The sequence below is a fragment of the Gilvimarinus gilvus genome, assembly GCF_030518155.1.
GTDB classification, from domain to species: domain Bacteria; phylum Pseudomonadota; class Gammaproteobacteria; order Pseudomonadales; family Cellvibrionaceae; genus Gilvimarinus; species Gilvimarinus gilvus.
Map to the genome: position 1 here is coordinate 21,466 of NZ_JAULRU010000797.1, position 23,933 is coordinate 45,398.

Sequence of the window (23,933 nt, forward strand, 5' to 3'; positions counted from 1 at the left end):
CAGAAGGTATTGATTGCTCTAGTTTTTCTGTGGAAATGCAGCACCTCTATATAACCATAGATTATAATTGTAAGAATTGGGGCCTGTTAGCATGAATTGAAGCCGATAAACCTCAAAACCCTATGTGAAATTAGACCATAAGGCCAAACTAACGCAAATGTTTCATATCGTACTGTTTGAACCCGAGATACCGCCCAATACCGGCAATATCATACGCTTAGCCGCTAACACGGGCTGTCAGGTGCACCTGATTGAACCACTTGGCTTCGAGCTCGACGACAAGCGCCTGCGCCGCGCCGGCCTCGATTATGGCGAATGGCGGGACCTGAAAACCTACACCGACTGGCCGAGTTTTCTTGCCCAGGCCAAGCCCGACCGTATCTTTGCCCTGAGCACGAAAGGTCGACCACGCCCCAGTGATACCGCTTTTAAAGCCGGTGACTACCTATTATTTGGCCCTGAGACCCGCGGTCTACCGGTAGAGGTGCGTGAATCGCTACCGGCAGAGCAAGTACTGCGAATCCCGATGCTGCCCGGCAGTCGCAGCATGAATTTGTCCAACGCCGTTTCCGTCATTGTTTACGAGGCATGGCGCCAACTGGATTACGCGGGGTCGGTGGATCCCAGCCAACCTTAACGCCGGAAGCTAAAAGCTTTATCATGCGCCCTTTTACCGACGGAGAAACAGACGATGGCACGCATTCAAATCATGGTGGGATCGGAGATGGGAACCGCTGAGTCAGTCGCGGCTACGGCCAAAGACATTCTCGATGACGCCGGGTTTGACGCCGTGGTTAACCCACTGCCAGAGGTATCGGATCTGACCGACAGCCCCGATGATATTATTCTAATCTGCACCTCGAATACGGGTGCAGGCGATTTGCCAGGCAGTATACAGCCCCTGTATTTGGGTTTGACCCGCGAATTCCCCGCCATTGTAGGGCGCCACTATGGTGTGATTAATTTGGGCGACAGCAGTTACGCCACCTTTGGCGAAGCCGGGCGAGCTATTGACGCGGCGTTCGAGGACGTCGGTGCTGTGCGAGTCGGTGAGCCTTTAGTACTGGACGCCTGCAGTGGCGACGACCCCAACGAAATCGTCAAAGCCTGGTTGCCAACCTGGGTAGCGCAATTGTGAAACGAGCCCCCATCGCTTTGTTTTACGGCAGCTCTACCTGCTACACCGAAATGGCGGGCGAAAAAATTCGCCAAATCCTAGGTGAGGCTAAGGTCGACGTTTTTAATATTGCCGATACCCCCATTGTTGAAGCAGAGTTTTACGACTGCGTCATACTCGGCATTCCCACCTGGGACTACGGCGAGCTGCAAGAAGATTGGGACGAAATATGGGACGACCTTGATCACATTAACTGGCAGGGTAAGAAAGTCGCGCTCTATGGCTTAGGCGATCAGATTGGCTATCCCGAATGGTTTCTCGACGCCATGGGCTATTTGCACGCCAAGGTCGTTAAACTGGGCGCCATTGCCTGCGGCTACTGGCCCAACCAAGGCTATGACTTTGAAACCTCTAAGGCTTTGATCAACGACGATCAACAGTTTGTTGGTCTTGCTCTGGACGATGAGAACGAATTCGATCTATCCGAGCAGCGCATCACCACCTGGTGCGCGCAGATCACCCATGAATTTGGCTTGTGAGCGTACAAACTGCAGATTTAGCCGCCATTGAATGGGGCGCAGATGGCCAGCCGGTGTCCTCGCATTTTGGCGACGTATACTTCTCTCGCCACAATGGTCTGGCCGAAACACGCCACGTGTTTCTCGATAGCAATGATTTACCCCGTCGTTTCGGACAACTTTCGACCAATTCTTTGCCACCCACCTTTACCATTGCCGAAACCGGCTTTGGCACCGGACTCAATTTTCTCGCGACCTGGTCACTGTGGCTTAAAACGGCACCCAAGCAGGCTCGCCTGCACTTTATCAGCGTAGAAAAGCACCCCCTTAGCCGCCCAGACTTAGCCCGGGCACTGGCACTATGGCCCGAGCTGGCGCCATTAAGTGAGCAATTACTAACACAGTATCCCTGCTATCTAGGACGAAGCGTTCAACGCATTGTTTTCGGGCGAGTGAGTCTGACCTTGCTTATTGACGATGCAGCGCAGGGCTTTGAGCAGCTACTGCCCAGTATCGATCGCGATTTTTGTCAGCCGGGATTTCGTGTCCACGCTTGGTTTCTCGACGGCTTTGCCCCCAGTAAAAACCCCGAAATGTGGAGTGACGCTCTATTTAAGACCGTCGCTGATTTATCCGGCCCAGGCACGACGGCCGCAACCTTTAGCGCCGCCGGTATCGTCAAGCGCGGCCTGAGCAGTGCCGGCTTCGATATTGCTAAGGTGCCGGGTTTTGGCCGCAAACGAGAAATGCTGCGAGCAACTTACGCCTCTAAACCCGCTCAGTTCGAAACGACGCCGCTGGCCGAAGGGGCTGTCAGTGTCCTGCAGCAGGCAACCCACGCCCATGGGGCGAAGCAGGCGATGGTGATTGGTGCAGGGCTGGCAGGTTGCCATACCGCCCGTGCATTAGCTGAGCGGGGCTGGCGGGTAGAGGTGATTGAGCGCAACGCCTGCGCCGCTGGAGAGGGCTCCGGCAACCCGCAAGGTCTGCTTTACGCCAAACTCAGCCACCGGGCAGAAACTCTGCCACTCTGGAATCTAACCGCGTTGGGCTATGCCCAGAGATTTTACCAAGAGTACTGGAAGAACCCGGTAATTGGCGCGCGCACGGGATTGCTTCAGCTGGCCGAGAGCGACAAAAAAGCCGCCGCTTTCCACCGTACTGTCAGTGCTCTGGGAGAACCCGAACTTTGCCGCACGGTAACCAGTACCGAAGCCAGCGAGTTAGCTGGCGTTGCGGTGCAAAGCCCCGGGCTTTATTTTGCAGGTTGCGGCTGGATTGACCCCCAAGCGCTATGCCGCGCCCTGCTCTCGCACTCCAATATTAGCCTTAAAAGTCATACGGATATCGACCAAATCCAACACAACGGCGAACACTGGCAAGCCTTGAGCGATAAACAAACTGTTGCCCGGGCACCCGTGGTGATTCTGGCGTGCGCGCATACGGTCAAAAGGTTCGAGCAATGCAGCTACTTACCGCTCAAACCCATTCGCGGGCAAGTGACTTATCTAAACGCGACACCGGCAACTGAGGCCTTGCGCACAGCCCTGTGCGGGCGTGGCTACATTGCCCCCAGCCACAACGGCCAGCACTGCATGGGGGCTACCTTTAACCTCGGGGCAACATCGCTGCAACTGAACGATGCCGACCACAGCGAAAACTTGCAGCACTTGCAGGCACTGAGTCCGGCACTGCATCAAGAGCTGGCGCCTACCGACAATACACCGCTGCCCGGTCGCGCGGCGTTCCGCTGCACCACCCCGGACTATCTTCCACTGGTGGGCCCGGTTGCCAACGGCGATCACCTGCTGCGGGATTTTGCCGAGCTCGGTAAAAATGCTCGTCAGCGCATTGCCTGCGACGTCGATTACTGGCCAGGGTTATACGTCAACTGTGGTCACGGCTCTCGCGGTCTGGCGTATACACCGCTGGCCGCTGAGCAGCTTGCCAGCGTAATTGGCCGCGAACCCGGAGCTCTGGGGCGCCCATTGGCCAACGCGCTGCACCCGGCACGGTTTCTACTGCGGGATATTATTCGCGGTCAGACCTAGTAGGCTGAGAGTTTAAGTACGTAAGGGGTTTTTCATCAGCCAGCTAGTGCGATTGCGCTCTCGCCAGCGCACATTTGTGCGATACGTCGAGCGAGCGTCTATACTCAGGCAAATAACCTTGCGTATAAGGAGAGAAGACTATGCTCGCCTACCCCGGACACTCTTCGTTTATCAGTCAGGACGAGCTGGATACGATTCACAATTACTACGAGAAACGCGTAGTGGAAGCTATTTACGAGGCCAGCGAACGCGCCCGCGACGGTGATCGCGACTTTATTGCCGACGTCGCCTGCGTGGCCCTCAACCGACTGCCACCGCGGTACATTCGCTACGATGTGGATATGACCTTTTTTACCTCACCGCAAGAGCTGGAGGAAATGAAAGATAAGGTCACGATGGCCGTCAACGATGCCATTGTGTACGTCACTGAGCGCGAGAACAATCTCGAGAAGCCTGAACCCAGCGCGACCGAAACTAAAAAACCGGCCAAGAAAACCCGCGCTAAAGCCAAATCGAAAAACGTCAAAAAGGGCTAGCGCGTTTACTTCTACTTCACCGTTGCCGAACAGGCCTCGGGCGCAGCGGCGTCAGCCATAATAATTTGCGAGCCACTGCCGCACGCAATGACCGTACGCATTGCCGACTCCACACTGATATCGGGCAATAACTCCACACAATTTGCCGGCAAATGGTATACAAACCCCGAGGTAGGCACAGGAGCAGTGGGCACATAGACGGTGTACCCTCCGTGCTCGTGCTCGGCCGTTACAATTCCGGTAACACACACAGGGCTGGCGTGCCCCATAATATAGGCGCGACACACCTTGCCATTTAACAGCGAAGCGTTGTCTTCACCGCCCATTATTTGCGCTACCATTTCACGAATAGTGCTATAGCCAGGCGCGAGCCTGGAAAGCAAGGCGTCAACTTTGCGATGCAACCAACGGCCTATTCCGGTTTTTACCAACAATCCAATAAGAAAGCAGGTGGCGAGAATCAACCCCACGCCCAACATATCGGCCATATGCTCACTCACGGTCACATATTCCGCCAGCCAATCGCTGATGGGTGCAATGGAGCGGTCAATCACGCCCACTAACCACTGCAGCAACACCAAAAAAATGGTGATGGGCAAAACAACGGTCAGACCACCCAACAAGGTCAATGTAACAAACGAGCGTAAACGCGACATACTGTGATCCTGCCAGACTGTGGGTTTAACGATTTGAGTCAGGCGTAACCGCGCCACCACAATGCAACGGCACACAACACTGGCCTCAGCGAAATTAATCGGTATTATGAACTGCCAGATCACTCAGGGGAAAGGAAATTGTTACGAGGCGCTATTCAACTTACAGGCTTGGTCGCAGTACTGTTGGCGAGCATCAGCTGCAGTTACGCCGCCAAGGTAGCTCCCGAGTTCGAGTTCACACTCATTGAATCGGTAAAGCGTTCCCCTGCATTCACTCAGGGACTGGAATTTTACGGCACTGATTTGATTCACAGCAGTGGCTTGGTGGGACAATCATTTATTGAGCGCCGTCAACATCCCAAGGCATTTTTAGCCAAACAGCGCTGGCGTACCGACCTGCCCGCCCCGGTGTTTGCCGAAGGCAGCAGCGTTATAAACGACGAGATATATTTACTCAGCTGGCGCCAGTCTACCGGCTGGCGTCTCGCCCCGGAAACCGGAAAAACCATTGGTGAATTTAAATACACAGGGCAAGGCTGGGGCTTAACCAACAATGGCGAGCACCTGATTCGCTCCGACGGTAGCGCCCATTTATTTTTTCACCGCCCTGGCGACTTTGCCCTTAAGCACACGCTAGAGGTCACCTGGAACGATACGCCTGTGCGCAACCTCAACGAACTGGAATACGCGCAAGGTTTTATCTGGGCCAATATCTGGCAGAGTGACGCCATTGTTGCCATAAACCCCGACAGCGGTGAGGTCGAGGGGTCGATAAATCTAGCCAGTTTGGCTCAGCACGAGAAAGCCAGCTCGCGCGACAACGTCCTAAACGGTATTGCGTTCGATACCGCCACCGGTGATTACTGGGTAACCGGTAAGCGCTGGGACCACTTATACCGACTTTCTATCCAACTACCGGAAAAACATTAACCAAACTCGCCACTCCCCCTTGCGGCAACCAAGGCTTGCCGGCCTTTATATCGATCATCTACCCATAAATCGCACCCTGCGCGACTATCTGCTTTTATTCTGAGTATTTGACTTAAATCAAACAGTCGATTCGCGTAAACTGGACGTCAACCCGTGTGTCTCCGAGATTTTGAGGTCGATCTGCACAATGAATCAACATCAGCAGCGAATTTGTACAGCCCCTCACAGTAAGGTTTATACCCATTGCAATGATTGTCGGCTGAACAGTATCTGTTTGCCATTGAGCCTTGAGTTTTCTGACATCGATAAACTCGACTCTATCGTGCAGCGGGGAAAACCCCTGCAAAAAGGCGACAATCTTTATCGTAGTGGCGACCCATTCAAAGCCATATACGCGATTCGCTCAGGGGCCATTAAAACCTGGAGCAGCAGCCGTGACGGCGAAGAAAAGGTCACTGGATTTTATCTTCCGGGTGAAGTGGTCGGGCTCGATGGGCCGGCTGAAAATATTCACATCAACAGTGCCATTGCCCTGCAAACCACCTCCGTTTGTGCGATCCCATTTGATCGGCTGGAAGCCCTTAGCCGTCAGGTGCCAGGACTGCAACGCAACTTACTGCAACTGCTGAGTCGCGAAATAAACTCGGACCAAAAACAATTTAATCTACTGGGGCGCACCTCAGCCGAGGCGCGTGTGGCCTCACTATTACTGAGCGTGTCAGCGCGCTACGAACGCCACCAGCTATCCGCACAGGAATTTACCTTACCAATGTCCCGCAGTGATATGGCCAACTTTCTTGGTCTCACGTTGGAAACGGTCAGCCGCGTGTTTAGCAGCTTGCAAAAACGAAACATAGTCAGTGCCAACCGCAAAGATATAGTCATTACCGAGATGCTCGCTTTGCGCGCTTTGACTCATAAAAATGGAGACGAAACATGCCGCTGAGCCCCCAAGCGCAATCTGTATTCACCGCGAACGATGCAATCAACAGCGGCGACCCAAACCGCGAGGCCGACGGCAGTGTTAAAGAGCTGGTATACGGTGTGCGCATGACCGAAGAGCTAAACAACTTTATGCCCGAGGCCTCTGAACTGCTGCAAATAGCCGCCAGGGCCCAGCATATTGAGCGCTGGATATTGCCACGCTCTGACTACCCAATGGATCGGGCCGGCTACAAAAAGTGGCGTACAGAACTTGGCATGCATCACGCCAAACGGGCCTCCGAACTCATGCAGGCCAATGGCTACAGTGATCAGGACTGCCAAACCGTAGCGGACATGTTGCAGAAAAAACGCCTCAAGCGCGACCCTGATGTGCAGGCTTTAGAGGATGTGATTTGTCTGGTATTTATTCGCTATTACCTGGAAGACTTTGCCGCTAAACATGACGAGCCTAAGTTAATCAGCATTATTCAAAAAACCTGGAATAAAATGTCTGAGGCGGGCCACGAAGCGGCCCTTAAAATTGCGCTTCCGGAGCCTATGTTGGCGCTTATCACTAAAGCGCTTAGCCCCTAGTCGACACAATCGCTCGCAACTTACAGCACTTAAAATTTCTTTACGCTTGCCGAGCACAACATGCCTTTATGTTTCCCATAGAGGCATTTTTAAAACTATTTCTTATGAATCTGCTCGATTATTCGTATAAATCGTATAAAAATAGGCATTTTTTTGTAAACACTTGACCTAAGAAGAGGATTCCTTTATACCAAAAGTGTGAATTACATAACAAAAATGACAATAAGGGTATTTGCCTATGAAACATCTAGCAGTCAAAGCCGCAATATTGCTTCTTGCTGTTGTAGGTAGTTCAGCATTCGCCTGTGATGAAGCCTGTAAGAAAGCCAATGCCGAACAAGAGCATGGCGTGAGCTTTCCCGGTTATCTGGATGCCGAATTTTGCCGCACCACGCGAGCCGACTTTCTACTTCAAGACTACGGCAGTTTAGAGAAGTACCGTACATCTCAGCTACCTGGTGGCCACAAAGGCGGCATGAACAACATCCGCAAGCTTTTAGACCAGCGCAAAGAGTGGCTAGTAGAGTGTGATGATTATTTGCGTTTGACGGATCAAGGGCGAATCTTCCGTGACAAAGCAACCACCGATAAAATATTCGCTGCTATCGATAAGGTGTCAAAAGAGTTGAATGGACTCGTCTATAACGGCAGTAAAGAGGTGATTGTGACCAACGGGCTAGACATCGCCCAGCAAGATTTCGATCAAATGATGCAGCAGCTCGAACAGCACCGCACCGATTTGCAATTGCGTGGCCAGCTGGTTAATCGCTAGTTTCAGGCTCGCTCGTCTTTTTACGCTTTAAGGACAATACAGCGCGCTTAGGTTTGTCGGGATTTTCGGCAAACAGGCGCGCTTTTTCTTCCAGCGATTTAGCCGTGCGGCTTTTAACCGTTGCACCCGTATTCGCGGCAGATGACGGCTGATAACCGCCCTCGCGAGCAGCTGCAGCCAAAGCCTCGACACCGCACCGCAGCAACCTGGCCTGATCCAGAAAGTTCATTGATTTGGGGAAATTCGCCGGGTCAACCGAAGAGGGGTTGCTCGGGTCGCCTTCAACTCGAATAGTGCAGCCACTCGCATGGCTTGCAACACCCGCCGCAAGGTTCACATCCCAACAATCAAAATCCATCGATATTGCCCTTTGCTTGCTAATATACGTGAGGTTTGGCCACCCCATCCTACACACTATGCCAACCAAACCGCAAAGCATAGCGCCTTAAAATGACAGTATTGCGACAACCTAACCGGAGTGGGCGCGCTTAGTTTGGCGCGCCGGTGGTTCTGCCCCAATATGCTCTTCATTGCGCGCCTTGGCAAGTTCGATTTGCTTTTGCCGCTCGGCGAAACGCATCTTTTGTTCGTCACTCAATTTGTCATAACAGCGAGGGCAACTCACGCCTTTCATATAGTGCTCTGACTGCTTTTCTTCTTCGGTAATCGGGAAGCGACAACCGAAACACTGATCGTACTGACCACGCTTAAGCTCGTGATCCACCGCTACTCGATTATCAAAAACAAAACACTCACCCTGCCACAAACTCTGCTCCGCAGGCACTTCTTCAAGGTACTTTAAAATACCACCTTCAAGATGGTAGACCTCATCAAACCCCTGCTCCTTCATATAAGCTGTGGCCTTTTCACAGCGGATTCCGCCGGTGCAAAACATGGCAACTTTCTTATGGCTTTGTGGGTTCAGATTCTCTTTTACGTAAGCGGGGAACTCGCGAAAAGTCTCGGTATTTGGATCGACCGCATTGGCAAAAGTACCAATAGCGTACTCGTAGTGGTTGCGGGTATCGACAACAACCACATCCGGATCACTGATTAACTCATTCCATTCACTGGGCTTCACATAGGTGCCCACGATTTGCTGAGGGTCAATCCCCTCTACGCCCATCGTCACAATCTCTTTTTTGAGCTTCACCTTCATACGATAGAAGGGCTTATCGTGATATACCGACTCTTTATGCTCTATGTCAGCGAAACGCTGATCACCGCGCAGGTAAGCCAGCAACTGATCAATGCCATCACGAGTTCCGGATACGGTTCCGTTGATGCCCTCGGCTGCCAGCAATAGGGTTCCCTTGATACCTAAGCGATCGCACTCGGCCAACAAAGGCTCACGCAAGGCTTCGAAATCAGGTAACTCGACAAACTTGTACATTGCAGCAACAACAATTTGGCTCATGGTCGTCTATGGTCTTCTGGTTGATCATTTGTGCCGCTGTTAACGGCGGGGGCAGGATTATAACGGGTTGTTTTTTATACAGCCAGTTTTTTTGGCCGATACTTGATACAGCTCAAAGAGTGTTTCCTTTAGCTTGCGCCGCTACTTGCCACCGCCACCAAGGCAATTCGGTGATTCGGGCACTTGTGCGCTGCGCCATTCAGCGGGGGTGTAAGTATGCAGGGCTAGCGCGTGAACAGGCCCGGCCATTTGCTCGGCGAGTACCGCGTATACAGCCTGGTGCCTTTGCACTGACCGCTTGCCCTCGAACTGATCACTGACGAGCGTGACCTTAAAGTGCGTCTCTGAATTGGGCGGCACGCTGTGCATGTGACTTTCATTTTCTACGGTCAAAAGCACTGGCGAAAACTGCTGCTTAAGCTCATGTTCAATACTGGTCTGCACAGGTTTCATTTCCTTCCTCATCTGCGGCCGGGCGCCTAAAAAGGCCATTATAGCATTGCATCCTTAGCTCTCGTGGCGATCGGGAATACCCTGCGCCTGCTCCAGTTCTGTCACCAGCCTATCACCTTGCTCGGCACGAGGTTTGGTCCAGCGTGCGACCAGCGCGTAAACCACCGGGGTCAGGTACAGCGTGAAAACAGCGGCTAAACCCAAGCCGCCAAAAATAACCCAACCAATTGAATTGCGAGCCTCGGCTCCGGGCCCCGTGCTTAGGATCAGCGGTAGCGCACCAAAGACGGTAGACATCATGGTCATAAATATCGGACGCAGTCGTACTTTAGCCGCATGTTGAACAGCATCTAGCACCGAATATCCGCGATCGCGTAATTGATCGGCAAACTCCACCAACAAAATGCCATTTTTGGCCATAAGGCCGATTAACATCACCAACCCAATTTGCGAATAAACATTGATACTGATGCCGGTGAGCAGCAGTGCAAATATGGCCGAAGCAACCCCAAAAGGTACGGTTAGCATAACAATAGCCGCACTGGTAAAGCTTTCGAACTGCGCGCACAACACCAAAAACACCACGATTAAGGCAATAATGTAGGTCATGGCAACCTCCTTAGAGGTTTCATCGAGCGTTTCCGCCTCACCCAGAAAGATTAGCCCGATTCCCGCGGGTAACTCAGTTTCGGCCAATCGACGCAAATCTGCTACAGCCGAGGCCAACGGGTAGCCGTCCTCCAGGTTGATATCAATCTCAATGGCGCGACGCTGTTTGTGGCGATCCAGCTCAGCCGCGACGGCCTCTTCAGTGATAGTCACTACCGATGATAGAGGCAGTAAACGCCCATCGCGGGTACTGACAAACAAATTGACCAAATCACCCGGGTCGTCAATTTGATCACCGGAAGACTCGAGAATAATCGGAATCGCTTCGTCGGCAACAGAAAGGTCCACCAAATCATAACCATCGACCATGGCGCGCAAGGTTGTGGAAATATTTTCCAATGGAATGCCCAGCTCTGACGCCCGGCGCCGGTCAATGGTGACCGCCAATTGCGGCTGCGTGGGCTGAAAGTTAATATCGGGGTCCGATAACTGCGGCAGTTGATCCTCGATGGCGCGGGCGAAAACTTCAGCGGCGGCAAAAATCTCGTAGTAATCACTACCGACCAATGCAATGTCGACACCCCCGCCGCCATTCCAAAGGCCCAGACTGTTAGAACCGGAAACCCGTACGAAAGCACCTGGAATCTCACGCATCGGCCCCTCTATTTGCGCCATCATTTCTTGCTGAGAGCGCTCTCTTTTATCCCAGTCCGCCAAAGGTAGAATGACCCGACCCCGGTTGGGGTCCCATTGCCCGACCACGGAAAACAACTGAGTTGCCTCGCCAGAATCCAGCAGGGGCTGCACCCTTTGCTCCATGGCGTTGACTTGGCGCTCGGTGTATTCCAACCCGGTACCATCGGGACCGGTGGCATTGACGTAAATAACGCCGCGATCTTCTTGCGGCAGAAGCTCTTGGGGCACCTGATTATACGCCAATACCGCGCCGCCGATCGCCGCCAGTGCAAACGCCACCACGAGCCAGCGCAACTCCAACGCCCTCGTCAAAGAGCGCGAGTAAAACCCCGCTAAACGGTCACCCAAAGCTTGCAGTCGGTTGCGCACCGGATGCGATTTGCCATTTTTCTCCGGTACGATTCGCGCTGCCATCGCCGGTACCAGCGACAAAGCAACAAAAGACGAGATGGCCACAGCAAACGCCAGAACAAACCCAAACTCGCGAAACAAGCGCCCCGCCGTACTGGGTAACATTGCAACAGGTACGAACACCGAAATCAAAACGGCGGTAGTGGCGATAACCGCGAAAAATACTTGCCGGGTACCGAGTACCGCCGCGGCACGCGCCCCTAAGCCTTGATGTCGACGACGCTGGATATTTTCCAGCACGACAATGGCATCATCGACCACCAGGCCCGTCGCCAGTACCAAAGCTAACAACGTCAGAATGTTTAACGAAAACCCCATCGCCCAAATAGTGGCAATTGTGCCGATCAGTGCAACCGGAATAGCCACAGAGGGGATAAGCGTCACGCGTAAAGAGCCAATAAATAGCCAGATGGTCAAGATAACAATGGTGACGGTAAGCGACATGCTGATCAGCACCTCGCGCATGGAACCTTTAATAAACTTGGAGCTGTCTTCGGTAACCAATAACTCGAAGTCACTAAAGCGTGTATTGATCCGCTCCACGGCCGCGTGCACCTTGGCGGCAATATCCAACGTATTGGATTGCGACTGGCGCACCACACCAAGCCCTACCACGGGTAAGCCATTGAGCCTGACATAGGAAGACGCATCCTCCGGGGCGAAAAATACTTGCGCGACATCGGCCAAACGGGTGTTGTTACGCACAATAATATCGCTGATCGCCCGCTCGGTAACAGCCGAGGCATCGGCGCGCACCAACAATTCCAGATCGCCAGAACGGAAGCTGCCCGAGGGCACATCAAACGGTGCCTGGCGCAGTGAATTAGCGACGTCTGTCACCGACAAACCAAAACTGGCAAGGCGAATTGGGTCCATGACCACTCGCAGTACTTTTTGCCGTTGACCGTAGACAACCACATCGGCCACACCGTCAATAGAGACTAACTCCGGAATCAAATCCTTTTCCGCACGCCGGGTCATTTGTAACTCGTCGAGCGTTTCGCTCACCAGCGCCAGATTTATAATTGGGTTAGCGTTGGGGTCCGCTTTAACAACCGTAAGCGACTCAATATCTGGCGGAAGGTCGCGCTCTACTCTGCTCACGGCTTCGCGCACATCTGAGGCAGCGGTATTGAGGTCGACGGTCGGCGAGAACTCAACATGCAGACGCATGTTATTTTCTTCACTGGAGGATCGGATATTGCGAATACCCGACACCCGCGCCACGGCCCCCTCAACGATGCTGGTGACCTCAGCATCCATGGTTTCCGGCGAAGCGCCCGGGTAGAAGCCGCGAACCGACACAATCGGCCGGTCGACGTCGGGCAACTCGCGTACTTCTACCGCCATAATGGCAGCGATACCGGCAATGGCAATAAGTAAATTCAACACCAAAACCAGAATCGGGCGGCGAATACTGAGGCTGGCTATATCCTCTTTGTGCAGCTCTTGCGGTAAATCACTCACCACTCACCTCTACACCACCCATGGCAACGGGCACGCCTTCGACGTCGACGACTTTGGCAATGCTGACAGGAAGTCCCTCGCGAACCATCTGGATTCCTTCTAGCACCACTAGCGCTCCATCCGGCAACTGAGTATCGACCAACACTTTACCGGCTCTGCGCTGCACGATTGTCGCTACCCGGCGCTCGGCCACACCATCGACAATGACCCACACAAACGAACCGCGAGGCCCCCACTGCAAAGCCAACTCCGGCACCAAAGCGTACTCGTTACCGGTCAGGGTTAAAGAAATCCGAAAGCTCATGCCTGGGCGCAACCGATCATCCGGGTTGGGCACGTGGGCGCGCACCTTAAATGTGCGCTCGTCTGCATCGACGCGGCTGTCAATTTCCACAACTTTACCCGACGCGACAAGCGTTTGTTTGCGCCAGGTGGACATTTCAATTGACTGGCCAACGCTGATCTCGCCCAGCAATAATTCTGGCAATACAAATGTCACCAGTAAGCGGTTGCGGTCATCCAGCGTCGTCAATGTCGTATTTGTATCTACCCAAGCCCCGGAATCAGTATCAGTTAATCCGACAATACCGGCAAAAGGTGCAAGTACTGAGCGATATTCCAATTCAACTTCGGCGCGCTCAACCGCTATTTGCGCCCGAGCCACTGCACTTTCGGCATCTTCTATCGCTGATTGGGTAACGGCGCCACTGTCTTTAGTTTGTCGATATCGTCTCAGCAGTCGCTTAGCGTCGTCCAGCTCGACCTGAGCATTGCGCAGGGCAAACCCTTCATTGCGATTATCAAGTTCAAACAAAACATCACCCGCGGCGACGGTTTGCCCCGGAGCTACTTTCACCGCAACAACCTGGCCGGAAACCCGCGGACGAATGGCGACCGAGCTCACCGCACGGGATGTTCCCACCGCCTCGACGTTCACTTGCTCGGGGCTGTAAGTGATTTGGGCGGCAATCACAGGTTTGGGTTGAATACCGCCACGCTCGGTCTGTTCGGTAGTGTCTTTAGCGCAGGCCGTCAAGAGCAGTGCGCCAACACCCATTAACAGTGGCGTGAGGGGAAACGTAAAAGCGTAGGCTGGCATAGCGTTGGGTTATTCCTTGATCGCAATTCGATAGGATACGCCGTAGTGTGCCCGCGACGTTACGCAATTGTACGACTGAGTTGTCTAATAGTGCATAGCCAGACGGTAAGGAACTGTAAAAATACTATTGTAGTATAAAAATAAAATGGCAACGGGATAGCATCGGGCTCACTGTATGGCCATTTGACCCGACTTTGCAGCCCCCCCGATACGCTCGCGCCAATGTTGTACAAACCAGTAAAACAACGGCAGCAACAAGGTACCGAGAATAGACGCCGCCAGCATACCTCCAAATACCGTCATACCCAGCGATACTCGTGAAGCAGCTCCCGCACCGGTGGAAAATACCAGCGGCAACACACCAAGCACGAATGATAATGCTGTCATTAATACCGCCCTGAAGCGTAAATGGGCGGCAATAAAGGCTGCGTCGAATATTGATTTACCGGCGCGCCGTTGCTCCATTGCAAACTCAACAATTAAGATCGCGGTTTTTGACGATAAGCCAATTAACAAAACCATACCGATTTGTGCGTAAACATTATTTTCCAGCCCTGCCAGCAACAAAATGCCGAACGCCCCAAGCAGTGACAGTGGTACCGCAGACAAAACTGCCAGCGGTATTGTCCAGCTTTCATATTGAGCCACCAAAAATAGATACACAAACAACAAAGCCAGGCCAAATAATAGCGGGGCTAAATTGCCGGCATCAATCTCCTGCTTGGACTGCCCGGACCACTCGTAGGTAAAACCTTCGGGTAACTGCTCAGCCACTTGACTCATTGCCTTAATCGCCTGCCCGGAACTTAAACCTGTCGTCGCTTCACCACTGATTTTGGCGGAGCGGTACAGGTTGAAATGGTTAATGGTTGTTGGCCCCAATATCGGTTTAATACTCACCAATGTCAGAATCGGTACCATCTGCCCAGCACTGTTGCGAACGAAGTAGTACTGTAAATCTTCTGGTGCCAAACGGTATTGACTGTCAGCCTGCAGTATTACCCGATAGGTGCGAGAAAATTGCGAGAAGTCATTGACGTAAAGTGAACCCAGATGAGTCTGCAGGGTAGCGAAAATTTCACTTATGGCCACACCCTGTGCTTTTGCCTTAGCGCGATCCACATCTAAGAAGTACTGTGGCACATTAGCACGATACGTACTGTAAACACGGTCCAAGTCCGCGTCACTGTTAGCGCTGTACACTAGGCCATTCAGCGCCTGGGCAAGCTCAGCCGGCGTGCGTCCGCGGTTATCCTGTAATTGAAACTCAAAACCACTGGAGGTACCAAGACCGGGAATAGCCGGCAAATTGAATACCATTACCCGAGCCTCCGGCACCTGCCAAAGCTTTGCCTGTAACTGAGCAATAATGCTACGCAGACTCACTTCAGCTGTGGTGCGCGCATCCCAATCATCCAGCACAACGATACCGAAACCGTTGTTGGAACCAGAACCACTTTGCAAACTAAAACCCGACACGCTAATGACATCGGTCACACCTGGCTGCGCCAGAACAATTTCAGAAACTTTATCCATTAAGTTGTCGGTGCGCACACTGGAGGCCGCATCCGGCAACTGAACATCTAAAAATAGGTAGCCTTGATCTTCCTGGGGCACAAAGCCTGTTGGCAGTTTTATGGCCATAACCGCCAACCCTACAAACAATAAGGCGGCCGCAAGTCCCATTCGGCCTGCGCGCTTTAAAATACCGCCAACAGTCGCCTGATAGCCTCGCGTTAGCTTGCTGAGCATGCGTTCAAACGGTGCCATCCAGATCACAGGTTTGCTATCAGGCCTGAGTAGAACGGCGCACAGTGCCGGGCTCAACGTCAGTGCGTTAATTGATGAGATAATAACCGCGCAAGAAATGGTGACGGAGAACTGTTTGTAGAGCTCGCCGGTAATGCCTGGCATAAATCCAACCGGTACAAAAACCGCAAGAAGTACTAAAGTGGTTGCAATCACAGGTCCGGTTACCTGTTGCATCGTCTTCAGCGTGGCCTCACGTACACTGCACTTCTCCTCGTGCAAAATTCGCTCGGTATTTTCAATAACAATAATGGCGTCGTCAACGACCACACCGATGGCAAGCACCAACCCAAACAGAGTGATAGTGTTGATGGAGTAACCTAAAGCCAGCATACAGGCAAAGGTGCCAATCAAAGATACCGGTATAGCAATTGAAGGCACAATGGTAGCTCGCCAATTTTGCAAGAAAGCAAATACAACCAGAATGACTAAGACAACCGCTTGTACTAAAGTGATCACCACTTCTTTAATCGAGCGCTCTATAAACCGAGTGGAATCGTAAAGAATAAAATGCTTTAGAGAGTCCGGCATTGTCGCACTGATATCTGCCACCACAGCACGCACATTTTTGGCAACCGCGATCGCGTTGGCATCGGGCAGCTGATACACCACTAAAAATGCGGTTGGTGAGTTATTTAGCCTGGCTTTTCCACCGTAATTTTGCGAGCCCAACTCAACCCGCGCAATATCTCGCATTCGCACCTGTGCGCCGTCGGCATCAGCACGCAAAATAATATTGCCAAATTCTTTGGCTTCAATTAAACGCCCCTGTGCCTGAATGCTGTATTCAAATTGCTGGCTGTCGGGCACTGGCGCTTGCCCCAGTTTACCTGCGGCAACAATAACATTTTGCTCCCTAAGCGCTGCGCTTACATCCGCGACAGTAATATTCAGGACACTCATGCGTTCGGGGTTTAGCCACAATCGCATGGCGTAAGACATTCCCCCCATAACCTCTACTTTGGCCACCCCTGGCACCCGAGCCAATGGCTCAACAAAGTTGTTGGTAGCGTAGTTACTGAGGAAAATATTATCGATATGCTTGCTACCCTCGCGGGCAACGACATTAATGCCCATTAGCATATCGGTGGATTGCTTGCGCACCGTTATGCCTTGGCGCTTAGCTTCTTCAGGCAAAAAAGGCTCAGCAAGCGCAACACGGTTTTGCACATTAACCTGCGCCATATCGACATCGGTACCCGTGGCAAATGTCACGGTAATGGCGGCTGAACCGTTGTTAGATGCTGAAGATTCTATATAAAGCATATCCTCAACACCGTTGATTTGCTCCTCAAGCGGCCTTAACAAAGCCTCTTCTACCACTTGAGCACTAGCGCCAGGATAGACCGCCGACACATTTACCTTGGGCGGGGTCAATTGCGGGTACATATTGATAGGTAACGCACTAAGGGCCAGCAGGCCCACTAAAGTAATAACGATGGATATAACGAATGCAAATTTTGGACGGTAAATAAATGTTTTACTGATCATAACGCAACCCAGTTACTCGGCATCAAGGGGTGACATGGCTCCAGTCACCGGATCCACCTGCTGCAATATAGGGTTAATGGTGATACCAGCCCTCACTTTCTGAAGACCGTCAACCACAATTTGATCCCCCGCCTGTAAGCCGGACTCGACCACCCACAAGGGTCCGATTCGACGACCGAGTTTAACTAACCGCTGCTCCACACGTTGCTCCCCATTTACCACTAAAACCGCGTAACCATCCTGACCTGATTGCACCGCGCTTTGGGGAATAATGGCTTTGTTCTCTTTCTGATGGCCTTCAACGATCAGCGTAACGTAAAGCCCGGGTACGATGACGCCTAAAGTGTTGGGGAACTCGGCTCGTAAATTAACGGCCCCCATCGCAGCATCAATGCGAGTATCAGCAAAGTTTAGGGTGCCGCTTTCCGCGTATTTTTCATTGTTGGGCAAACGCAACCCGATATCAATCGGCGGCGCCTGATCCGCTTTACCTTCGCGCTGGCGCTGTTGCAGATAGGAGATATAGGCGCTCTCTTCCAGTTGGAAGTTGACATAGATAGGGTCGGAGTCACTCAGCTCCGCCAGTGGCTCGCTCGCCGGACCGACGATGGTGCCAACGTTATAGCGTGTTTTACCAATAACACCGCTAAAGGGTGCCGTAATACGGGTGTAATCCAAATTTATTTGTGCGGAGGTGAGCGCCGATTGAGCGGCCTTAAGCGCAGATTTCGCCTGACTAGCGGCGGCTTTGAGCTGGTCGAGATCTTGCTGGCTAAGGTAGCCGTCGGGTGCCAGCTGCTTGCCTCGTTCATATTCACCCTGGGTGCGCTCGACTTCACTTTCAGCGCGCTCAAGCTCCGCTTGCGCAGAGAGCAAAGCCGCTGCATAGGGGGCATCATCAATGGCAAACAACAGCTGGCCTTCGCGCACCAATGCTCCCTCGACAAAACCGCGCTCGATCAGTTCGCCTTCCACACGCGCCTTTAAGCTAACAGTGCGGTGCGCTTCACTGCGCCCGACGAACTCCCGGTAGGTGCCCACGGGCTGCTCTTGTACTTGGTACACACCAACCGCGGGCGGGGGTGCCGAGACCGGATCAGAAGGCGACTTTGAACAGCCCATCAAGATGACTGACATGAGCGCCCCGCACCATATGCCCGGACCTACTGCGAATTGCCCCACCACGCTACGCATAGTCAACCTTCCTGTCTTAAACAAATTTTAAGTAATGCATAGTTGCACGCCTTGCGCCCCCGACGGGCACTACCGATGCCTCACACTCAGCCGAAGAAACGCTCGAACGCCACAATTCCCCAAACCAAACCCAGCAATATCAACGATAGCATAACCACAGCCGAGCCGATGTCTTTGGCGCGCCCGGACAATTCGTGCACTTCAGAGCCGGTTCTGTCCACCACAGCCTCCACCGAAGAATTAATCAACTCAGCGATCAGCACCCAAAAAACACTGGCAATCAACAAAATGAGCTCTATGTGGCTGGAGGACAACCAGAACGCGGCCGGCAGTAAAATCAGCGCCATCCATACTTCTTGACGAAACGCCGCTTCATACTTCCAGGCGGCGTTTAAACCCTGCAACGAATATACGCAGGCGTGGGCGACCCGGGTCAACCCAGTTTTTCCCGGTTTCATTCTGTCATAACTCCATCAAAAATATGTCATATAAGCGTCATAGTGCAGTGGTATTCCTTAGCCAATCGAACAAGAAACCGCCGCTAGCGGGGGGAAACTATGAATGCTTTTTTGCAAAGAGTCCACCAGATCGACACATTAGCTTTTGTCTGGCTGCACGTAACCAAACGTTTCCGCTATCGTCGGACCGTGCGCTGGATTTCACGCTGCGGCGATGGTCCCTTGTATGTAGCCATTGCGCTGTCGCTCATTGCCCTGGACGCCCCCAATAGCGTGCTGTTCCTGAAGGTGGGGCTGGCCTGCTATGCATTGGACGTCAGTCTGTACCTGGTTATGAAAAACGTGTTCAAGCGCAATCGACCAGCGGTGAACATTGACACTTTCGAAAGCTGGATCACACCATCGGACAAGTTCAGCTTCCCCTCGGGGCACACGGCTGCCGCTTTTGTATTCGCGTTCCTGATAAGCTCTTTCTACCCTATGTTTAGCCTGCCGGCGTATATAGGGGCTTGTCTAATTGGCGCTTCCCGGGTTTTGCTCGGTGTGCATTACCCGACGGATATTCTGGCCGGTGCACTGCTCGGTACCAGCTGCGCGATTGCAGGTTCATACTATTTAATAGGCACGATGTAATGAAGATACTGTACGGCGTCCAAGGCACCGGCAATGGTCACCTAACCCGCGCCCGCTCTATGGCAAAGGCCTTTGCCACGCTCGACGTCCAGGTCGACTGGTTATTTTCCGGGCGCGCGCGTGAAGACTTTTTTGACATGCAACCGTTCGGTGACTTTCGCTGTTATCAAGGTATGACGCTGCAGGCCAAAAAGGGCAAGGTCAATATGCCCAAGACCATTATGAAGAGCAATGTTTTGCAGCTGCGCCGCGATGCGTTAGCGCTTAACGCCAAAGATTATGATTTAATCGTCAGTGACTTCGAACCGGTAACCGCGTGGGCGGCGCGCCTGCAAGGTGTGCGCTCGGTTGGCATTTCCCACCAATGTGCGTTTCTTCACCCCATTCCCAAAAAAGCCAATAATGTGTTTACCGATACGTTTATGCACTGGTTTGCCCCCATTGACACGGCGGTAGGTGTGCATTGGCATCATTTTGATCAGCCCTTACTGCCACCGATCGTGGAGCCTTCCAGCCACCCCAATACGGTCCAAAAAGGCAAGATACTTGTGTATCTTCCATTTGCCGATGTCGACGATTTTTTGCCAATGCTAGAGCCTTTGGTAGATCACGAATTTTACGTGTACCACAAATTTACGCAGGCAGAAGACCGGGGCCATGTACACCTTCGCCCGTTTTCGCGTGAAGGTTTCCAAAGCGATCTGCATTCGGCTGAGGGAGTTATGTGTAGCGCGGGGTTTGAATTACCCAGTGAAGCCATCACCCTGGGTAAAAAGTTACTGGTCGAGCCGGTACGCAAACAAATGGAGCAACAATCCAATGCTCTGGCGCTGCAGGCGCTGGGCTATGCCACCACCACCGATAAAATAACCGAAAAGGTTATTCGCCACTGGCTAACACTGCCCAAGCCTGCCCCGTTGCACTACCCCAATGTCGCACAGGCTATCGCCGAGTGGATGGTAGAGGATGGCGCGCAGAACTTGCCACAATTAAGCGAGACACTGTGGAGTCAAGTCGCAATAGACAAACTGGATTGCCCCGAATTGACCCCTGCCATGAGCCAAGTCTAGCAGGCTGTTGAATAACCCCAAGCCTGCCAGGTTAGGATTAACTCACGCTAACAACTTGTTGGTCATCTACCAGTACCGGCTGCAGGCGGCTGTCATGGCGTGTGACATGAGCCCGCCAGCGCACCAAAGCACCACCGGCGACAAGCCCAAACAGACCGGCTAAAGTCGTAGCACCTTCGCCCCAGCCTAACTCACTGGCAGCAAGGGTAAAACCGAGCAACGTAATCAGAGGTAACAGGTAAACCAGCAAAGAACCGTTGGCAACCACCGCCTCCGGCACTCCCAACTCAATATCGTCACCGACCTGATAATCAGCGCTATTGCGGCCACCTAATGACACCCATAGGTATGTGGTGTGACCGGCAAGTTTTGCCAATAAGCTTTGACCGCAGCCTTTTTGCGCCGCACAGCTGCCACAAGTGGAGCGCGAAATAGTCTCCACCCAGAGGCCGTCGGACTCAACAGCGACAACTTTTCCGGTTTCAATCAGCATAGTTAGCCTGTAGGTTGTGGCTCAGTAACAGCTTCTACAGATTGCCCCACGCGCTCGGCGACACTGGCCGGCACCTCACCCACCACCGTTAGCTGGTACAGCTGGCCAGCCCGGCGGACACCGCCGAGGTAAAAATTGGTGGCACCGCGCTGAGCGCGCGCTTCGATGGCGACTTCGCCGCCGACGGGGTCAAGAAAGATAGAAAACGTCGATAGGCCGTCAGTATACATCAGCATATCGACATCGTCGCGGATCTGGCGCTGACCCGAGAATGCAAAACCGTCCGGCAACCACTGTAAGTGCCAGGAAGCCGGTTTGTCGTCAACCGCAGGGTTGCACTTAGCAACGTCTTCAGCCGTAATACGGTGCGATATTTGCGCACCTTGGGCATCACTGAATGTTTCCGGCGACAGCCCGACCTCCAACTGAACATATTGAAACTGCTCTACCGGGCGCTGGTTGTCATCGAGCAAAATTGACTTCAGCACCAGCCCGGTTTCCCGGTCTACGCTAAAGAGATAACCAAAGCGGAAGGCATCACGCGGCACAATGTGCAGCACTGTAGCCGCGCGCCCCGCTATTCGATCGGCGCCAAGCACGCGAAAATTATAGAATTGTTCCAGGCGCGAGAACTCTGTGGCCAGCTGATCCGCGCGATTGGCGATCAGCTGCTCCCCCATCATGCGACAATCCAGGCCTTTACTGATTAACGCCTCGCGCTCAGGCCCCTGCAGGTAATACAAGCGTTGGTATTCGGTACCCTCGCTCACCCAGTGTTGCAGGCGAAAGCTTTCCGTCCCGATCATGTCCTGATGGGTAAAGGTGCCCTGATAATTCAATAGGCGGCGATGCTCAGACATTTTGACCAAAAGCTCGCTGACCGAGCGAATAGCAGCCTCATCGCTGGGTGCGCTTGGGTCAGACAGGGCATTGGAGGGGGGCGTGGATTGCGCCTGAACAGCGCTGATGGACAAAGCCATCAGCATCAAGGCGCCGGCTAGCCGAATCATGGTTACTCTTCTTCGATCAGGGGCACCCGGGCGTGTGGCACGGTACCGGAAGCGCTGTTAACCGCTGCTTGGTCAGTGTGTTCTTCCAGCAACTGATGCAAATAATGACGCACCTCGTCGGTCGAAACCTGAACACTGGCTCGGCGCGGCTCTACCACCACCGGGCGACGTGTCGCGGGCTGATAAACCGATTGCGCACTCACCTGCCGGGTGGGCAGAGCCGGTGCGTTAAAGCCAATAGGTAATGATGCATCTGCAGCGGTGATGGTTTTCTCGGTCGGAGCGCCTGCGACCATATCGGTCGTCGGGTCATCCGCTTGATAAAACTGGGCGCCCACTACCAGGGCACCCGCTACCGAAGCGGCGATCGCTGCCTGCCCCATACTGCGCCAAATTCGTGACATACGGCCGGTGACAACGGTCGCCTCGTTTTCTAGTGCCTCGCTAATGCCAGCGGCAAATCCTGCTGGAGCTAACTGCTCGGGTAAATCGGCTCGCATCGCTGAGCTGGCAGTTTGATATCGAGACCAGGTGGCCTTTACGTCAGGCTGCTCACCGCTGGCTTTTATTACCCGGGCAAACTCTAACTCGCTGGCTTCGCCGTCCACCATGGCGGAAACAGATTCAGCCAACTGGGACTTGTGAGAGGTGTCTGTCATGCTCGCAATTACCTTTATTCAACGCTTTAAGGTTGTTACCCCTTAAGCGCGGTGCTCAGTCAATCGATACCCGCCGTTGCAAACGAACGCTAACATAGCGCAGTACGGGCGTCATTACAAAGTTTTACATCCGCTATCCATGTCAGACACTGCCTTTCTGCAAAGGTTCAGGCTCCATTCAGTTTTTATTCAGAATTTTCCAGCAATGGTTGAATGCGCTTGTCGATAGCGTCACGTGCGCGGAAGATTCTCGAGCGCACGGTGCCCACCGGACAATCCATAATAGCCGCAATATCTTCATAGCTAAGCCCTTCCATCTCGCGCAGCGTCACCGCCGAGCGCAGATCTTCAGGCAGTTCGCGGATTGCGGCGTCCACCTCACGCTGAATTTCCTCGCACATAAGGCTGGTTTCTGGCGTGTCAGCATCCTTGAGAAGGTCTGAACCCGAGTAATATTCCGCATCCTCCATTTCGACGTCGGACGCCGGAGGACGACGCGATCGCGAAACCAAATGGTTTTTTGCAGTGTTAATCGCAATGCGATACAACCAGGTATAAAACGCACTCTCGCCACGAAACTTAGCCAGCGCACGATACGCCTTTATAAACGCTTCCTGAGCAACATCTTGCACTTCGGCTTGGTCGCGCACATAGCGACCAATAATAGAAAATATTTTGTGCTGATACTTAAGCACCAACAGGTCGAAAGCGCGTTTATCGCCTTTTTGTACTCGCTCGACCAGTTGCTGATCAGTATCCGGCGCAGATTGCGCTGCCATGCTCTAACCCCCAAACACCCGCCGCCCAGGGCGAGTGACATCCAAATTCTTCGCTGTGCGGACCCGCTGTAGCCCCGCACGATGGTT

At 53.0% G+C, this 23,933-nt stretch carries 24 protein-coding genes; 11 read left to right on the forward strand and 13 right to left on the reverse strand.

Annotation, left to right across the window (positions count from 1 at the left end):
- The first annotated feature begins 157 nt into the window (after positions 1-157).
- From trmL to QWI17_RS20260, 5 genes are all read left to right on the forward strand, one after another.
- Positions 158-637 carry a tRNA (uridine(34)/cytosine(34)/5-carboxymethylaminomethyluridine(34)-2'-O)-methyltransferase TrmL gene (trmL, locus tag QWI17_RS20240; RefSeq protein WP_302724588.1) on the forward strand — a complete coding sequence of 160 codons (480 nt, stop codon included), beginning with the start codon at positions 158-160 and terminating at the stop codon, positions 635-637.
- A gap of 54 nt (positions 638-691) precedes the next feature.
- On the forward strand, positions 692-1,138 hold the full coding sequence (locus QWI17_RS20245; protein ID WP_302724340.1) for a flavodoxin domain-containing protein: 447 nt from the start codon (positions 692-694) through the stop codon (positions 1,136-1,138).
- Positions 1,135-1,656, forward strand: coding sequence for a flavodoxin FldB (gene fldB / locus QWI17_RS20250; protein ID WP_302724341.1), 522 nt, complete (start codon positions 1,135-1,137; stop codon positions 1,654-1,656). The genes QWI17_RS20245 and fldB overlap by 4 nt, the downstream gene beginning before the upstream one ends.
- On the forward strand, positions 1,653-3,686 hold the full coding sequence (gene mnmC / locus QWI17_RS20255; protein WP_302724342.1) for a bifunctional tRNA (5-methylaminomethyl-2-thiouridine)(34)-methyltransferase MnmC2/FAD-dependent 5-carboxymethylaminomethyl-2-thiouridine(34) oxidoreductase MnmC1: 2,034 nt from the start codon (positions 1,653-1,655) through the stop codon (positions 3,684-3,686). The genes fldB and mnmC overlap by 4 nt, the downstream gene beginning before the upstream one ends.
- A gap of 140 nt (positions 3,687-3,826) precedes the next feature.
- Complete coding sequence (locus tag QWI17_RS20260; RefSeq protein ID WP_302724343.1) at positions 3,827-4,222, forward strand: late competence development ComFB family protein; 396 nt, start codon at positions 3,827-3,829, stop codon at positions 4,220-4,222.
- Positions 4,223-4,233: 11 nt separating this feature from the next.
- On the opposite strand, the gene QWI17_RS20265 is transcribed toward QWI17_RS20260, so the two are convergent.
- Positions 4,234-4,878: a DUF502 domain-containing protein gene (locus QWI17_RS20265; RefSeq protein WP_302724344.1), complete on the reverse strand. Its 645-nt coding sequence runs from the start codon at positions 4,876-4,878 to the stop codon at positions 4,234-4,236.
- 138 nt (positions 4,879-5,016) lie between these two features.
- Between QWI17_RS20265 and QWI17_RS20270 the strand changes: the two genes are divergently transcribed.
- The 4 genes from QWI17_RS20270 to QWI17_RS20285 all read left to right on the forward strand — a co-directional run bounded on the left by QWI17_RS20270 (position 5,017) and on the right by QWI17_RS20285 (position 8,098).
- Complete coding sequence (locus QWI17_RS20270; RefSeq protein ID WP_302724345.1) at positions 5,017-5,808, forward strand: glutaminyl-peptide cyclotransferase; 792 nt, start codon at positions 5,017-5,019, stop codon at positions 5,806-5,808.
- Positions 5,809-5,995: 187 nt separating this feature from the next.
- Positions 5,996-6,754, forward strand: coding sequence for a fumarate/nitrate reduction transcriptional regulator Fnr (gene fnr, locus QWI17_RS20275; protein ID WP_302724346.1), 759 nt, complete (start codon positions 5,996-5,998; stop codon positions 6,752-6,754).
- Positions 6,745-7,326 (forward strand): DUF4202 domain-containing protein, encoded by a 582-nt coding sequence (locus QWI17_RS20280; RefSeq protein ID WP_302724347.1) that lies wholly within the window; start codon positions 6,745-6,747, stop codon positions 7,324-7,326. Before fnr ends, QWI17_RS20280 begins: the two co-directional genes overlap by 10 nt.
- Before the next feature lie 238 nt (positions 7,327-7,564).
- Positions 7,565-8,098 carry a hypothetical protein gene (locus tag QWI17_RS20285; RefSeq protein WP_302724348.1) on the forward strand — a complete coding sequence of 178 codons (534 nt, stop codon included), beginning with the start codon at positions 7,565-7,567 and terminating at the stop codon, positions 8,096-8,098.
- Here QWI17_RS20285 and QWI17_RS20290 read toward each other — a convergent pair.
- The 8 genes from QWI17_RS20290 to QWI17_RS20325 all read right to left on the reverse strand — a co-directional run bounded on the left by QWI17_RS20290 (position 8,088) and on the right by QWI17_RS20325 (position 19,202).
- Entirely contained in the window at positions 8,088-8,456 is a 369-nt protein-coding gene (locus QWI17_RS20290) for a hypothetical protein (RefSeq protein ID WP_302724349.1), read from the reverse strand. The genes QWI17_RS20285 and QWI17_RS20290 overlap by 11 nt on opposite strands.
- Before the next feature lie 111 nt (positions 8,457-8,567).
- Entirely contained in the window at positions 8,568-9,515 is a 948-nt protein-coding gene (gene trhO, locus QWI17_RS20295; RefSeq protein WP_302724350.1) for an oxygen-dependent tRNA uridine(34) hydroxylase TrhO, read from the reverse strand.
- Positions 9,516-9,656: 141 nt separating this feature from the next.
- Positions 9,657-9,968, reverse strand: coding sequence for a BolA family protein (locus tag QWI17_RS20300; protein WP_302724351.1), 312 nt, complete (start codon positions 9,966-9,968; stop codon positions 9,657-9,659).
- A 54-nt stretch (positions 9,969-10,022) separates the two neighbouring features.
- The gene (locus QWI17_RS20305) at positions 10,023-13,151 is read right to left on the reverse strand and encodes an efflux RND transporter permease subunit (protein WP_302724352.1); all 3,129 of its coding nucleotides are present in this window, start codon (positions 13,149-13,151) and stop codon (positions 10,023-10,025) included.
- Positions 13,144-14,250 carry an efflux RND transporter periplasmic adaptor subunit gene (locus QWI17_RS20310; protein WP_302724353.1) on the reverse strand — a complete coding sequence of 369 codons (1,107 nt, stop codon included), beginning with the start codon at positions 14,248-14,250 and terminating at the stop codon, positions 13,144-13,146. The genes QWI17_RS20305 and QWI17_RS20310 overlap by 8 nt, the downstream gene beginning before the upstream one ends.
- A 168-nt stretch (positions 14,251-14,418) precedes the next feature.
- Positions 14,419-17,550, reverse strand: coding sequence for an efflux RND transporter permease subunit (locus QWI17_RS20315; RefSeq protein ID WP_302724354.1), 3,132 nt, complete (start codon positions 17,548-17,550; stop codon positions 14,419-14,421).
- A gap of 12 nt (positions 17,551-17,562) precedes the next feature.
- Positions 17,563-18,687 carry an efflux RND transporter periplasmic adaptor subunit gene (locus QWI17_RS20320; protein WP_302724355.1) on the reverse strand — a complete coding sequence of 375 codons (1,125 nt, stop codon included), beginning with the start codon at positions 18,685-18,687 and terminating at the stop codon, positions 17,563-17,565.
- A gap of 143 nt (positions 18,688-18,830) precedes the next feature.
- Entirely contained in the window at positions 18,831-19,202 is a 372-nt protein-coding gene (locus tag QWI17_RS20325; RefSeq protein WP_302724356.1) for a diacylglycerol kinase, read from the reverse strand.
- A 99-nt stretch (positions 19,203-19,301) separates the two neighbouring features.
- On the opposite strand from QWI17_RS20325, the gene QWI17_RS20330 reads away from it, so the two are divergent.
- Together QWI17_RS20330 and QWI17_RS20335 are read left to right on the forward strand one after the other, a co-directional pair.
- Positions 19,302-19,835, forward strand: coding sequence for a phosphatase PAP2 family protein (locus QWI17_RS20330; protein WP_302724357.1), 534 nt, complete (start codon positions 19,302-19,304; stop codon positions 19,833-19,835).
- Positions 19,835-20,905 carry an MJ1255/VC2487 family glycosyltransferase gene (locus tag QWI17_RS20335; RefSeq protein WP_302724358.1) on the forward strand — a complete coding sequence of 357 codons (1,071 nt, stop codon included), beginning with the start codon at positions 19,835-19,837 and terminating at the stop codon, positions 20,903-20,905. Before QWI17_RS20330 ends, QWI17_RS20335 begins: the two co-directional genes overlap by 1 nt.
- Positions 20,906-20,942: 37 nt before the next feature.
- On the opposite strand, the gene QWI17_RS20340 is transcribed toward QWI17_RS20335, so the two are convergent.
- The 4 genes from QWI17_RS20340 to rpoE form a co-directional block, all read right to left on the reverse strand.
- Positions 20,943-21,398, reverse strand: coding sequence for a SoxR reducing system RseC family protein (locus QWI17_RS20340; protein ID WP_302724359.1), 456 nt, complete (start codon positions 21,396-21,398; stop codon positions 20,943-20,945).
- Between the two features lie 2 nt (positions 21,399-21,400).
- Positions 21,401-22,408, reverse strand: coding sequence for a MucB/RseB C-terminal domain-containing protein (locus tag QWI17_RS20345; protein ID WP_302724360.1), 1,008 nt, complete (start codon positions 22,406-22,408; stop codon positions 21,401-21,403).
- Between the two features lie 2 nt (positions 22,409-22,410).
- Complete coding sequence (locus QWI17_RS20350; protein WP_302724361.1) at positions 22,411-23,067, reverse strand: sigma-E factor negative regulatory protein; 657 nt, start codon at positions 23,065-23,067, stop codon at positions 22,411-22,413.
- A gap of 185 nt (positions 23,068-23,252) precedes the next feature.
- Positions 23,253-23,846 carry an RNA polymerase sigma factor RpoE gene (gene rpoE / locus QWI17_RS20355; RefSeq protein WP_302724362.1) on the reverse strand — a complete coding sequence of 198 codons (594 nt, stop codon included), beginning with the start codon at positions 23,844-23,846 and terminating at the stop codon, positions 23,253-23,255.
- Positions 23,847-23,933 lie beyond the last annotated feature (87 nt).